Below are 13,863 nucleotides of genomic sequence, written 5' to 3' on the forward strand. Positions count from 1 at the left end.
GTCAGACGCCTCACCCACTACCGTGGGACTCGTCCTTCTCCCACGGCGGCAGGTCGTCGACGATCAGGGCAACGATCCACGGCAAGGGAAGGGACGCACCGATGATCGCCACAGCCACCCACGGGTTGCCGGAGAGGCCGTAGACCACCGCCGACAGCACGAACGCGAGGATCCTCAACGACGACACGATCACGTACTTGCGCACCCGGACCCGATGCTGTTGCTCGAGTGACACCGATGCCGTGGTGATGCTGACCGGGTGGCGGGCGGTGCCACTCGGTGCGGAGGTCCACCGGAAGGTCGGACCCGTGACGGCGGACCGTAGTGCGCGGGAAAAGTTCACCATACCGGAATACCCCGGACAGTGCAGAGCACAACACCCATCGCCGGTGCCCCGGTCGGCCGGAAGAACGGGATCGTAGATGCGTAGAGCCGCGGCCACGATCCCCATCCGTTCCTCGACCTACATCACGCGCCTCACGGCGACGGCTACTGTCGAGTCATGGCCACCACAGCTGACCACCTGAGAAGCACACTCGACGGACGCTGGCGGGAGGTACGCGAGCATGTCAGGGCGGAACTGTCCGGCTCCCCCGACTTCGCACCGCACTACACCCCCGACCTCGACGAGGCCCGCGCCAAGACGCTGGCGCAGTTACGTCTGCTGGCGAGCAACGGCTACGCCGCCGACGGATTCGCGAAAGACCACGGCGGCACCGGTGACGCCGGAGCCGCAGTCACGAGCATCGAGATGCTCGCGATGTCGGACCTGTCCCTGATGGTCAAGGCCGGCGTGCAGTGGGGACTGTTCGGCGGCGCGATCGAGAACCTCGGCACCGCGCGCCACCACGAGGCGTACGTGAAGCGTCTCGTCGACCTGGATTTGCTGGGTTGTTTCGCGATGACCGAGACGGGTCACGGCAGCGACGTACAGGCGCTCGAGACGACCGCCACGTACGACGCGGCCGCGGGCGAATTCGTCATCCACTCCCCCACGCCGTCCTCACGCAAGGACTACATCGGCGGGGCGGCGCAGCACGCGACGATGGCGGCCGTGTTCGCGCAGTTGATCACGGGCGGCGAGTCGCAGGGCGTGCACTGCTTCGTGGTGCCGATCCGGGACGAGGACGGCAACGACCTCCCCGGCGTCCACACGTCGGACTGTGGCTACAAGGGTGGGCTTCCCGGTGTCGACAACGGCCGAATCACGTTCGACCAGGTCAGAATTCCGCGGGAGAACCTACTCAACAAGTACGCGGACGTGGAACCCGACGGCACGTACACCTCGCCGATCGACAACGCGAACCGCCGATTCTTCACCATGGTGGGCACTCTCGTGCGGGGACGTGTCACGGTGGGCGGTTCCGCCGGCGCCGCCGCCCGCGTCGCATTGTCGATCGCTACCCGATATGCGTTGCAGCGCAGACAGTTCAATGCGCCGCAGGCCGAGGACGAGGTGCTCCTCATGGACTACCTCGTCCACCAGCGCAGGCTGTTCCCGCTGATCGCACGCTCCTACGCGCTGCAATTCGCCCAGAACGAGCTCGTCGCCAAGATGCACGAGATCCAGAGCAGTGCCGACGCCGACCCCCAGGAACAACGTGAGCTCGAGGGCCGCGCCGCCGGGCTCAAGGTCGCGAACACCTGGCACGCCACCCGTGCGATCCAGGAAGCCCGTGAAGCGTGTGGCGGCGCCGGGTACATGGCCGAGAACCGTCTCACGGCGCTCAAGGCGGACACCGATGTGTTCACGACGTTCGAGGGCGACAACCACGTCCTGACGCAGCTGGTTGCCAAGGAACTGCTCACGTCCTACGCGGACGAGGTGCGCGGCATGAGCCCCGTCGAATGGATGCGCTTCGCGGCCACCACGGTTTCCGACGTCGTCAAGAAGCGCACCGCCGCGCAGCAGATCATCCAGACGATCCTCGACACGAGGCAGGACAACGAGGAAGACGGCAGCCTCTTCAACCGCGGCACCCAGCTGACGATGTTCGAGGACCGCGAGCAGTACCTGCTCTCGACCGCCGCCCGTCGCCTCCAGGGTGCGCAGAAGCGCGAGGAGAACCCGTTCGACGCCTTCAATTTCGTGCAGGATCACGTGCTGCACGCTGCGCAGGCGCACATCGACCGGGTCGTGCTCGAGGCGTTCGTCGCCGGCATCGACGAATGCGAGGACGACGACGCCCGCGACCTGCTGAGCGATGTCTGCGACCTCTACGCGCTGAGCGTGATCGAGGAGGACAAGGCGTGGTTCATGGAGCACCGGCAGCTGTCGGTGGAGCGGTCGAAGGCGGTGCAGCGGGGAATCAACGAACGTTGCCGGTCGCTGCGGCCGCACGCGCAGACGTTGATCGAGGGACTCGGGGTTCCCGAGGCGCTACTCGGCTCCGCGATGCTCGACGGTCCCGGGACCGACACCGTCCGCAAGACCCAGATCTTCCGGTGACGAGGACGGCTCGGCGGGTTCGCCCGCCGGGCCGGACCGGAACCGGCGCACCGAGTCGATCACCAGCAACCCCGCGACCGTCAGCAGTCCGGCGGCGACGGCGATCCACGACCCCGAATACTCGGTTCCCTCGAAGGAGGGTGCACCCGGCGCCACGGGACCGAACTCCGAGGTGACCTGGGCGTGGTTCCAACACCACACTGCGGCGACGACACCGGCTACGGCGCCGATCCACTCCGCTGCCACCACCACGGTCCGGCGGTTCATTCCGCCGACCCGCCCGCCGATTTCGCGAGCAGCGATTCGAGCTGCGCGCGCAGTGCCACGTCGTCTTTGGCCCACGCCTGCACCAGGGCACCGTCCCGCAGTCGCAGCCCGATGCCCGTCCGCCGGCGGGGAACTGCGGACAGCTCTCCCAGACTCCGGGCGGTTTCCCACGGCTGCTGCTCGTACGACTCCGGGTCGGCCGGGGGCATGATCTTCACGATCTCGGTGATCGGCAGGTCTTCGGTGCCCTGCCGCAACGACGACGTCGTGAGTTCGACGCTGGCATGCCTGCGCGCGGCCACCACCTGCACGTAGACGAACCCGCTGAGCAGCACCGCGAACAGCGGCAGCGCGAACCAGTGCACCACCGGGCCGGTGAGCAGTTCGATGATCAATGCGATCAGGCAGAACACCGGACCGAACGCCACCATCCGCCAGCGGGCGCCGGGCTCACTGAACAAGACGGCTGGTTCGCTCACACGCTCATCCTGCGACATCGTGGCCCGCGAGGAAAACGTGAGGCACGTCAGGAGAGGGCGCCCGGGATCACGACGAGCAACAGGGTCAGCAGTACGAAGGCCACGATGAGGGCGAACATCAGTGCTTCCTTGCGAGACCCGTGTGCTCGATCGTCAGCGCGCATGGAGAAAAGTCCTTCGGTCGAAATGAAGTCTGCGGTCTGCCCTTGTGACGTACTTCACGGTACATCTTTATATTTCACGAGCAAATCGAAGCTACTCGGCGGAGGGGGGCAACCTCAGGAAGTAGCTGTTGGAATCCTTGCGGTGCATCAGCACGACGGCGCCGACGGCCACCACGGCCTGGAGAATCTGCACGCCGCCCAGAGCGAGCGCGGTGCCGCTCCCGTCGGATCCGATGCCGAAGAGCACCGGGACGGTCCACACCACCATCATCACGCACGCGATGGTGAGCAGCATCCGGGCCCAGTTCCGGCCCTTACGCATGAAACGCACGAACAGGAGGAACAGCCCGGTGAGGATCAGGATGAGGACGACCGTGAATCCGATACCCACGTAGAACAGCGACTCCACGCTGTCGCGGCTCATGTCGACCTCGCCGGACGTAACGCTGGGGTTGTTCATCAGTTCGTCGACGAACGTCGACTTCTCCCCCACCACGAGAACCATCGCGGCCAGCGCCTGGATCAGACCGAGCCCGGCCACCGCCCACAGCAGCTGCGCCGCGGTGCCCACGTCGACCGGTGCCGGACGTTCCGGCTTCGGCTGCGGCACCGGCGGGGGGTACGGCAAATTGTGCGGAGACGGGCCCTGCTGGTGCGGTGCCTGATGCGGCGGTGTCGGTGGCCACTGCTGGGTCATGGCACTACCGTATCCGCCGACGAAACGATCACAACCAGCCGGCCGCTTCGGTCGCCCAGTACGTCAGCACGACGTCCGCGCCTGCGCGGCGGATACTGGTCAGCGATTCGAGGATCGCGGCGTCCCGGTCGATCCAGCCGTTCTGTGCGGCGGCCGTGATCATGGAGTACTCGCCCGAGATCTGATACGCCGCAACGGGGACGGGCGAGCGGTCCGCCGTCTCGCGCAGGACGTCCAGGTAGGACATCGCCGGCTTCACCATCACCATGTCGGCGCCCTCGTCGATGTCGAGGTCGACCTCGCGCAGCGATTCCCGGCGATTGGCCGAATCCTGTTGGTAGGTGCGGCGATCACCCTGCAACGACGAACCGACGGCCTCACGGAACGGGCCGTAGAACGCCGATGCGTACTTCGCCGAGTACGCGAGTTGACCGACGTCGGCGTAGCCCGCGTCGTCGAGTGCCTTGCGGATGGCGGCGACCTGGCCGTCCATCATTCCGCTCGGACCGAGCAGATGCGCGCCGGCCTCGGCCTGCGCGACCGCCATGTCGACGTACCGCTGCAGTGTGAGGTCGTTGTCCACCGCACCGCTCGCGTCGAGAACACCGCAGTGACCGTGGTCGGTGAACTCGTCCAGGCAGGTGTCAGCCATGACCACCGTCGCATCGCCGACTTCGTCTGCGAGCCAGCGCAATCCGCGGTTCAGGATGCCGTCCGGATCGGATGCACTGGAACCCTCGGCGTCCTTGTCGTCGGGACGCGGCACCCCGAAGAGCATGAGTCCACCGAGTCCCGCCTCGACCGCTTCCGTCGCCGCCCGCCGCAGCGAGTCGGGTGTGTGCTGGAAGACGCCGGGCATCGACGAGATCTCACGAGGCTCGTCGATACCGTCCGCGACGAACATCGGCAACACGAGATGCCGTGGCTCGAGCGAAGTCTCGGCGACGAGACGACGCAGGGCCGGTGTCCGGCGAAGCCGTCGCGGTCGGTGGGTCGGGAACAAGGACATGCCCTCCTTCGTCGGGCCCGTGCGCCTTTTTGGTAGTGGGAATAACCAAAAAGGCGCACAGGCGCGTAGCGCCTATCGCCGAGCGCGGGACTTCTTGCGCGGCGGGGGCAGTGCGCCCTCGGCACGCAGGCGCGCGGCGTGCTCGGCGAGAGCCTCCACCAGCGGGCCGACCTGAGCGGTCTCCGGCTGCACGTCCACGCGCAGGCCGAACTCGATGGCCGTCTCGGCGGTCTTCGGACCGATGCAGGCAACGAGGGTGCGCGCGTGCGGCTTTCCGGCGATGCCGACGAGGTTGCGCACCGTCGAGGACGAGGTGAAGCAGACGGCGTCGAACCCACCGGTCTTGATCATCTCGCGGGTCTCGGCCGGCGGCGGCGCAGCCCGGACGGTGCGGTAGGCGGTGACGTCGTCGATTTCCCAGCCTCGTTCGCGCAGGCCCTCGGCCAGCGTCTCGGTGGCGATGTCGGCGCGGGGCAGCAGAACCCGGTTGACCGGGTCGAACACGTCGTCGTACGGGGCGAATTCGGCCAGCAGGCCTTCGCTCGACTGCTCGCCGGAGGGCACGAGTTCGGGGTTGATTCCGAACGAGCGCACCTTGGCGGCCGTGGCCTCACCGATGCAGGCGATCTTGACGCCGGAGAACGCGCGGGCGTCGAGCCCGAACTCCTCGAACTTCTCCCACACCGCACGCACCGCGTTGGTGGACGTGAAGACCACCCACTGGTACCGGCCGTCGACGAGGCCCTTCACGGACCGTTCCATCTGCGCCGGGCTGCGGGGCGGCTCGACGGCGATGGTGGGCACCTCGATCGGAATGGCGCCGTGCGTGACGAGGCGGTCGCTCATTTCGCCTGCCTGATCCTTGGTGCGCGGCACCAGGACCTTCCAGCCGTACAGTGCGCGCGACTCCCACCAGGACATCTTGTTGCGCTGGGCGACGACCTTGCCGATCGTCACGACCAGCGAACCGACCAGTTCGGAACCGGCCTCGTTCAGCGTCGCGAGGGTTGCCTCCACGGTGCGCTGCTGGCGGGTGGTGCCGCGGACCGTGATGGCGGCCGGGGTCTGCGGAGCCAGGCCGTGCTCGACGAGGGCGCTCGCCGTCTCGGCGAGATGACCCGACGTGGCATGCAGGACCAGCGGTCCGGGTGCGGCGGCCAGGGCGGCCCAGTCGACCTCGCCGCGGACGTCGGCCTCGGTGTGTCCCGACCCCAGTGCCATACCGGCGTAGGACGGGACGGCGGACGCGGACGGCAGGCCCGGCAGGACCTCGAACTGCACCTGGGTGCGGGCGACGGCGGTGACCTCGGCGATCACGGAGTCGGTGGTCAGCGGGTCGCCGGACACCAGCCGCACGACGTCGTGGCCGTTCTTCGCCTCGTGGACGAGGGTCTTCGCGACCTCCGCCGGCTCACCCAGTGCGGGACGGACCTCAGCGAGCGGCTCACCGGTCTCGGCGTCGACGCCCAGGTCGGTGCCCACCAGGACCGTGACGCCCTTGTCGACGTCGGGGTCGGTGAAGGCGAGGGTCGCTGCGGCAAGGACGTCCCGTGCGTGCACGGTGAGCAGTGCCGGATCGCCCGGTCCGGATCCCACGAACAGGATTCGTCCGGGGGTGTTCTTACGGACTCGGCTCATCGGTAATTCTCCAGTGCGATCATGTGTCGAGATGGGTACAGGAAGCGGATCGGCCGATCAGTCGGCCTTCGCACATCAAACATCGGCATCACCGGCCTCGGTGACATTCATCAGCTCCCGCGCACCGAGCTCGAGAAGCTCACGCGCGACGGAGCGGCCGAGTTCTTCGGCGTTCTCCGGGGAGCCCACGGCCCCCGTGCGTATGACGTCGGAACCGTCGATGGCTGCGGCGCAGCCCCGGACGGACAGTTCGTCGAAGATGTGGCCGTCGTCGTCGAGTGATTCGACGACCTCGGCGATGGCGCCGACGGGCGCGGTGCAGCCGGCCTCGAGCTCGGCGAGCAGTGCGCGTTCCGCCGTGACGGCGGCGCGGCTGTTCGGGTCGTCGAGCTCCGACAGGATCGCGACGAGCGCGGTGTTCGCCGACAGGCATTCGACGGCGAGCGCGCCCTGCGCGGGTGCGGGCAGCATCTGGACCGGTTCGATGGACTCGGTGATCAGGTCCAGTCGTCCGATTCGCGCCAGGCCCGCTCGGGCGAGGACGACGGCGTCGAGTTCGCCGGACTCGACCTTGCCGAGGCGCCGCTGCAGGTTGCCGCGCAGCGGGCGGATGTCGAGGCCGAGGCCCAGCGCCCGGAGCTGCGACGTGCGCCGCGGTGCGGACGTGCCGACCTTCGAACCGGCGGGCAGTTCACCGAGTACCAGTCCGTCGCGGGCCACGAGCGCGTCGCGGGGATCCTCGCGCGGCGGGATGGCGGCGATGGTGAACCGTTCGTCGGGGGCGGTCGGCAGGTCCTTGTAGGAGTGGACGGCCACGTCGACGCGTCCGTCGGCGAGCGCTTCCCGGAGTTCGGCGGTGAAGACGCCGACCCCGATCTTCTCCACCGATTCCATGGACTGGTCGCCCTTGGTCTTGATGATGACGAGCTCGGCGTCGTGCCCGGCCGAGATCAGTGCGTCACGCACGGTTCCGGCCTGGGTGGTCGCGAGCTCACTCCCACGGGTTCCGATCCGCAGCGTACGGGTGCCGACGGCGCTCATGCCTGCGATTCCTTCCCATGGTTGTCGTCTGTGACGAAGCGGCGCAGGCGCGGGTCCTGGCCGGCGATGAAGCCATCCGTGATGTCGATGGCGCTCAGGTCGGTGGCGCCGCCGAGGTCGGTGGGCTTGGCGACGGCCTCGACGGACCCGGGGCTGAGTTCGAACAGCTCACGCAGGGCGGCGGCGTAGGAGTCGCCACCGGGTGCGGAGGCGAGCTGCTTCACCCTGACCGTGGGAGCGTGGAGGAGTTTGTCGACCACTCGCCGCACGGTGCGTGCGACCTCGTCGCGCTCGGGGTCGTCGAGTCCGGGCAGACGCGAATCCAGTCGCATCAGCTCCGCCTCGACCACGTCCGCGGCGCGCTGGCGCAGGGCGGTGACGGTCGGCGTGACCTCCGCCAGCCGCTGGCCGGCGAGGTAGTTGGCGAGTTCGGCGGCGACGATCGTCCGGGCGGCGTCGGCGTCGGATGCGGCGGCGCCTGCGGCGGGATCGCGCTGCAGCGATTCCATGTCGAGGACGGTGACCCCGGGCAGGCCCGACACGGCGGGCTCCACGTCGCGGGGCAGTCCGAGGTCGCAGATGACGAGGGGGCGTTCGGCGTCGCGGCCGGGCTGTGCCAGCGCCCGGTGGGTGTCCGCGAGCGTGACGACGGCGCCGACCGCGCCGGTACAGGTCACGAGGACGTCCGCCTGGGCCATCGCGGCCGGGAGTTCACTCAGCTCGAGGGCATCCGCCTCCACACCGTTGGACCGGGCGGTGTCAGCGAGGTGCTCCGCACGCTCCTTGGTGCGATTCACGACGACGATGCGGCCGATCCCGGCACGCGTGAGGTGCGCGACCGACAGGCCACCCATGGATCCGGCGCCGACCACGACGGCGGTGCGTCCGGCCAGTCCGCCGTCGCCGACGATGCCGGCAGCCCGGTCGAGGGCCACGGACACGACGGACGCGCCCGCCGAGTCGATGCCCGTCTCCGAGTGCACCCGCTTGCCGACGCGCAGCGCCTGCTGCGCGAGTTCGTGCAGCGTGCGGCCCGCGGCCTGCTGGGCGTCGGAAGACGCGTAGGCGGTCCGGATCTGCCCCAGGATCTGCTGCTCGCCGATCACCATCGAGTCGAGACCGCTGGCCACGGCGAACAGGTGCTCCGCCGCAGCCTCGCTGTAGCGGACGTACGCGTGCCGGTGCAGATCGGTGAGATCCAGCCCGGAGTGGTCGGCAAGCAATTCGCCGACCTCGGACAGCGCACCGTGGAACGCATCGACGACGGCGTAGATCTCCACCCGGTTGCAGGTGGAGACGATCATCGCCTCCGAGATGTGCGACGACGCCAGAAGCTTGTCCGTCAGCTTCGGGCGATCGGTGTCGGTGACAGCTACCCGCTCGAGAACCGGCACCGGGGCCGTCCTGTGCGAGACCCCGACAAGCAGAACACTCACGGCGCGATCACTGATCCGTTTCTTGGTGCGGTGGACGGGACAGCCGAATGTCCTATGCGGACGCGGGGAGCGGTGGGGACCGATTCCGTGTTGCGTGCGCTGTTGAACGAGAGGACCTGCATTTCGACCGCGAGGTCGACGCGGCGCATCTCGACGTGATCGGGGACGTCGAGCGAAGTCGGGGAGAAGCTGAGGATGCAGCGCAATCCGGCGCGCACCAGACGGTCGGCGACTTCCTGCGCCGCCTCGTCGGGCGTCGAAATGACACCGATGGTGGCCTCGAGTTCGGCGCAGGCCTGTTCGAGTTCGTCGACGTGCCGCACGGTGAGGTCGCCCACCGGCGCACCGACCCGCGCCGGGTCGCTGTCGAACAGTCCGACCATGGAGAACCCGCGACGGCCGAAGCCGCCGTAGCCGGCGAGCGCCTGGCCGAGGTTTCCGACGCCGACGAGCACCACCTTGTGTCCGCGGTCCAGGCCGAGTGCTCGCTCGATGCGGGCCCGCAGGCGCGTCACGTCGTAGCCGACGCCGCGCACACCGTTCGGCCCCAGGAAGGAAAGGTCCTTGCGGAGCTTCGCGGAACCGACACCGGAAGCGGCGGCGAGTTCTTCGCTCGAGACGATGATCGTGCCGCGTTCCGTCAGCACTCCGAGGACCCGCAGGTACGTCGCGAGGCGCGTCACCGTAGCCTGGGGGATGTCCCGCGATTCGGGGAGCGGAGCCGTGCCGGCGACCGAGGGGGCCGGAGACCCGACCACAGACTGCCCGACCGCCCCCGTGACGCCAGGGGCCACAGACCCATGCGTCTGGTGCGTTTCGGTCACGTCGTTGGCTCCTCGTCCGACCGGCATTCGATGCCGTTCTTCACGATGCTCCGGGGAATTGTTCACACCACGGTAACTGCTTGTGAACCCATGCACAAAGTCGCTGCGACTGCGCGACATGCGGTCCTACCTGCACGGCATCGGAAGATCCCACTTTTAGGGTTCCCTTACTTGCGTAAATCCGAGCGAAGGCGCTCTTCGTCGACCTCCCAGTAACTGTGCTCACGTCCGTCGAGCAATACCACCGGCAATCGGTCGCCGAATTCGGCCCGCAATTCGGGGTCCGTGGCCGCCGCCTCGTCGACGTCTATGCACGTCAGTTCCAGCCTGAACTCCTCGCACACCACCAGCAGCCGCTCGCGGGCCGGCGCGCACGCACCGCACCCCGCCCTCGTGAGAAGCGTCACCTCGTGTCCGTCGGTGATCATGTCTCGCCACTTCCTTTCGACGCCTCCGGTGGAGTCACTGTGCCGTTTCGGGGTCCACAGACGCCAATCGACTCGGAGATGAACGTCACACAGTCCCCCCTGCGCGGCCATCCACCCGCCCCGTCCCCGATTCGGGGGATAGGCTGCTCCCAGAGGCTTCTGCGATACGGGAGGTGCGAGTGCCTGCGCGATCACTACCGAACGGCACGGGTTTCGGTTCAGGTCTGGCGGGGATCATCCTCCCGGGCCGCCGCCAGTTCAGGAATCCGCTGGGACCCAGCGAAGCCGAGGTACGTGCCAACGTCGCAGGTGAGGCGAGTGCCGATGCGGCCCTCGCACTTCACGTCGCGTCCGGCGAGGAAACCGAGGTGGTGGAACACGACGTTCCCCTCGACCTCACGGCAGCCGCGTTCTTCGACGTCGACAACACGATGGTCCAGGGCGCTTCGATCATCCACTTCGCCCGCGGACTCGCGGCCCGCAAGTACCTGAAGACGTCCGATCTCGTCGACTTCGCGTGGAAGCAGATCAAGTTCCGCATCACCGGCAAGGAGAGCAGCGACGACGTCGCCTCCGGCCGGGAGAAGGCCCTCTCCTTCGTCTCCGGACGGTCGACGGCCGAGCTCGCCCGGCTCGGTGAGGAGATCTACGACGAGGTGATCGCCGACAAGATCTGGCCCGGCACCCGCGCACTGGCGCAGATGCACCTCGACGCCGGTCAGCAGGTGTGGCTCGTCACCGCGAGCCCGGTGGAGCTGGCCCAGGTCATCGCGAAACGCCTCGGTCTCACGGGTGCCCTCGGCACGGTGGCCGAGAGCGAGGACGGGATGTTCACGGGGCGTCTGGTCGGCGACATCCTGCACGGCCTCGGAAAGGCGCACGCCGTGCGCGCCCTGGCCGTCCGCGAGGGGCTCAACCTCAAGCGCTGCACCGCGTATTCGGACAGTCACAACGACGTACCGATGCTGTCGCTCGTCGGCACGGCCGTCGCGATCAACCCCGACACCGATCTGCGCGAGCTCGCCAAGAACCGGGGCTGGGAGATCCGCGACTTCCGGACCGGACGCAAGGCCGCCAAGATCGGCGTCCCCACGGCGCTGCTCCTCGGCGCTGCCGGCGGCGCGCTCGCCGCGATCGTCGCGCGCCGCCGCGAACAGGCGGCCTGAGCCGCCGGTTCAGCCGAGGAACACGTTGCGGCGCTTCGCGAGGAGCCGGTAGAGCGTCTGCTGGATGGTCTCCCGGACGTGGTCGGTGACCTCGAACAGTTCCATCGGATCGTCGGCCGCCGCCGCGTCGTAGGTGTCGGTGACGATCGGCTTGCCGAACTCGATGTACCACTTCGACGGCAGCGGAACGAGGCCGAGCGGTCCGAAGTGCGGGAACAGCGGGGTCACCGGGAAGTACGGCATCCCCAGCAGCCGGGCGAGCGTCCCCAGTTCGCCGATCTTCGGGTAGATCTCCTCGGACCCGACGATCGAGCACGGAATGATGGGCGCACCGGTCCGCATGGCGGCGGACACGAAACCGCCGCGGCCGAACCGCTGCAGCTTGTAGCGTTCGCTGAACGGTTTGCCGATGCCCTTGAAACCTTCGGGGAACACGGCCGCGACCTCCCCGTCCTGCAGGAGGCGCACGGCGTCCGGGTGGCAGGCGAGGGTGTGCCCGGCCTTGCGGGCGACACCGCCGACCAGCGGCATCTCGAAGGCCAGATCGGCGGCCAGCATCCGCAGCGGGCGATGCGCGGGGTGATGGTCGTGGACGGCAACGGACGTCATCAGACCGTCGATGGGCAGGACACCGGCATGGTTGGCGACCACCAGCGCGCCACCGGTCGACGGGATGTTCTCCAGACCGCTGACCTCGACGCGGAACCACTTGTCGAACAGCGGCCGCAGGATCGGGAGCCACACGTTCTCGGCGAAGTGCGGGTCGTAGCCGAAGTCGTCGACGTGATAGTCGCCCGACAGCCGGCGGCGCACGAACTCGGCGGTGTTGACGATCTGCTCGGCCAGGGCGTTGCGGACGGCGTCGACGGCCGAAGACTCGGTGACGGGCTCGGATGGGGTGATCACGGCGGGTGGAGGCATCGCGGACGGATGTCGGCTCTCGCTCTGCTCACGCCTCGAACGTCCGATAGCGGCCCCGCGCGCGGCTGTCGCACCGTGCAACGGAATGACCTTCGCCACTTCGTTCACCTCTCCCCTTTCGCCGTGCCGGTAAGAGCGAGTAGTGCATTTTCTGCTGCGTCGACCCATTCGTTCTTGATGATCGGCTTGACGCCTGCCGCGCGAGCGAAGTCGTCGAGCGCCTGCATCGAGGTCCACCGTGGCTCGAAGGATAGTTCGCTTCGCATGCGGGTGGTGTCGAGTCCGCAACCGAAGTGGAAGTATTCGAGTTGCTCGGTGGTGTACGACCGCATCACAGGACCCATCAGCGCACGTCCGACGTTGCGGAACAACCCGAACGGCATCGGGACCTCGATCCGCCCGGCACGGCGGATGGCCTGGGACATCATGACCACACCGTCGCCGGCGACGTTGAACGTGCCCGCCGGACCCGACACCGTGGCCCGTTCCAGTGCGGCGAGCGCGTCCTCCTCGTGCAGTACCTGCAGGCGTGCGTCGCGTCCGAGAATGGTCGGCACCACCGGTGAGGTGAGGTACTGCGCGACGGTCGCGTTGAGGCGGGGCCCGACCAGCGGTGCGAGGCGGAGAATCGACACGGCGATGTCGGGGCGCCTGCGCCCCATTCCGCGCAGATACCCTTCGATCTCGATGCAGTCCCGTGCGTAGGCGCCCGCGGGACGCCGCCGGGCACTCATCTCCTCGGTGAACTTGGCCGGGTCCTTGGCGCTGCAGCCATACACCACGGAGGCCGAGCGCAGCACGACCTTCCGGACCGTCGGCGCCTTCTGGCAGACGGCGAACAACTGCATCGCGCCGATGACGTTCATGTCCTTCATGGCCGCGCGACTGCCCGACTTCGGCGGGCGCGCCAGCGTCGACGCGTGCACGACAGTGTCGACCTCGGCGTTGCGAATAACCTTGCCGATCAAGGGATTCCGGATGTCGGCGCGCACGAACTCGGCGCGGCCCATGCGGCGCAGCATGTCCTTGCTCGGCGACACCGCGTCCACCGCGATGACCCGCTCGATGTCCGGATTCTGAGCGAGCCGGGTGACCAGGTACCCACCCAGAAACCTGCTTGCCCCGGTGACCAGCACGACGCGCGGCACCGCCGTTCGCGTAGTACTGTCTCCGTCACTCACAACCACTAGGACCCCCGATCACGTAGCGAGTGACGTCAACGATACGTGCAGGAGGGGGATGGCGCTCCGCACAACGACAATTGGTCGGCCGCCCGATACGCGGAGGGGTCGGCGAAACGACGGATGCCCGCCACCGGAGGTGACGGGCATCCAGACGCAACTC

The 13,863-nt window shown here is 68.1% G+C and carries 14 protein-coding genes; 2 read left to right on the forward strand and 12 right to left on the reverse strand.

Translation table 11 applies throughout. The features are described 5' to 3' along the window. Nucleotides 1-10: 10 nt before the first annotated feature. Nucleotides 11-346, reverse strand: a complete 336-nt coding sequence (locus FND50_RS28450) for a DUF3099 domain-containing protein (protein ID WP_037204287.1) — start codon at nt 344-346, stop codon at nt 11-13. Between the two features lie 156 nt (nt 347-502). On the opposite strand from FND50_RS28450, the gene FND50_RS28455 reads away from it, so the two are divergent. Continuing rightward, nucleotides 503-2,449: an acyl-CoA dehydrogenase gene (locus tag FND50_RS28455; protein ID WP_144287915.1), complete on the forward strand. Its 1,947-nt coding sequence runs from the start codon at nt 503-505 to the stop codon at nt 2,447-2,449. On the opposite strand, the gene FND50_RS28460 is transcribed toward FND50_RS28455, so the two are convergent. The 9 genes from FND50_RS28460 to FND50_RS28500 form a co-directional block, all read right to left on the reverse strand. Beyond that, nucleotides 2,381-2,716, reverse strand: a complete 336-nt coding sequence (locus tag FND50_RS28460; RefSeq protein ID WP_005258361.1) for a hypothetical protein — start codon at nt 2,714-2,716, stop codon at nt 2,381-2,383. The genes FND50_RS28455 and FND50_RS28460 overlap by 69 nt on opposite strands. Beyond that, nucleotides 2,713-3,195, reverse strand: coding sequence for a hypothetical protein (locus tag FND50_RS28465; protein ID WP_054247687.1), 483 nt, complete (start codon nt 3,193-3,195; stop codon nt 2,713-2,715). The genes FND50_RS28460 and FND50_RS28465 overlap by 4 nt, the downstream gene beginning before the upstream one ends. Before the next feature lie 255 nt (nt 3,196-3,450). Next, nucleotides 3,451-4,056 carry a hypothetical protein gene (locus tag FND50_RS28470; protein ID WP_039952859.1) on the reverse strand — a complete coding sequence of 202 codons (606 nt, stop codon included), beginning with the start codon at nt 4,054-4,056 and terminating at the stop codon, nt 3,451-3,453. Between the two features lie 28 nt (nt 4,057-4,084). Continuing rightward, the gene (gene hemB / locus FND50_RS28475; RefSeq protein WP_144289183.1) at nt 4,085-5,059 is read right to left on the reverse strand and encodes a porphobilinogen synthase; all 975 of its coding nucleotides are present in this window, start codon (nt 5,057-5,059) and stop codon (nt 4,085-4,087) included. Nucleotides 5,060-5,137: 78 nt separating this feature from the next. Further along, nucleotides 5,138-6,703, reverse strand: coding sequence for a bifunctional uroporphyrinogen-III C-methyltransferase/uroporphyrinogen-III synthase (locus FND50_RS28480; protein WP_144287916.1), 1,566 nt, complete (start codon nt 6,701-6,703; stop codon nt 5,138-5,140). 75 nt (nt 6,704-6,778) lie between these two features. After that, entirely contained in the window at nt 6,779-7,744 is a 966-nt protein-coding gene (hemC, locus tag FND50_RS28485; protein ID WP_005258378.1) for a hydroxymethylbilane synthase, read from the reverse strand. Beyond that, nucleotides 7,741-9,180, reverse strand: a complete 1,440-nt coding sequence (locus FND50_RS28490) for a glutamyl-tRNA reductase (RefSeq protein WP_037204261.1) — start codon at nt 9,178-9,180, stop codon at nt 7,741-7,743. Before FND50_RS28490 ends, hemC begins: the two co-directional genes overlap by 4 nt. Continuing rightward, nucleotides 9,177-10,031 carry a redox-sensing transcriptional repressor Rex gene (locus tag FND50_RS28495; protein WP_005258380.1) on the reverse strand — a complete coding sequence of 285 codons (855 nt, stop codon included), beginning with the start codon at nt 10,029-10,031 and terminating at the stop codon, nt 9,177-9,179. The genes FND50_RS28490 and FND50_RS28495 overlap by 4 nt, the downstream gene beginning before the upstream one ends. A 140-nt stretch (nt 10,032-10,171) precedes the next feature. Beyond that, the gene (locus FND50_RS28500) at nt 10,172-10,432 is read right to left on the reverse strand and encodes a glutaredoxin family protein (RefSeq protein ID WP_144287917.1); all 261 of its coding nucleotides are present in this window, start codon (nt 10,430-10,432) and stop codon (nt 10,172-10,174) included. A 179-nt stretch (nt 10,433-10,611) separates the two neighbouring features. Here FND50_RS28500 and FND50_RS28505 point away from each other — a divergent pair, with 179 nt between their 5' ends. Beyond that, complete coding sequence (locus FND50_RS28505) at nt 10,612-11,598, forward strand: HAD family phosphatase (RefSeq protein ID WP_144287918.1); 987 nt, start codon at nt 10,612-10,614, stop codon at nt 11,596-11,598. A gap of 9 nt (nt 11,599-11,607) precedes the next feature. On the opposite strand, the gene FND50_RS28510 is transcribed toward FND50_RS28505, so the two are convergent. Next, complete coding sequence (locus FND50_RS28510; RefSeq protein WP_144287919.1) at nt 11,608-12,627, reverse strand: lysophospholipid acyltransferase family protein; 1,020 nt, start codon at nt 12,625-12,627, stop codon at nt 11,608-11,610. Beyond that, a complete protein-coding gene (locus tag FND50_RS28515; RefSeq protein WP_005258383.1) occupies nt 12,624-13,667 on the reverse strand; it encodes an NAD-dependent epimerase/dehydratase family protein in 1,044 nt (347 codons plus the stop codon). Before FND50_RS28515 ends, FND50_RS28510 begins: the two co-directional genes overlap by 4 nt. Between the last annotated feature and the right edge of the window lie 196 nt (nt 13,668-13,863).

It is taken from the genome of Rhodococcus sp. WB9 (assembly GCF_007558985.1).
Lineage (GTDB): Bacteria > Actinomycetota > Actinomycetes > Mycobacteriales > Mycobacteriaceae > Rhodococcus_F > Rhodococcus_F opacus.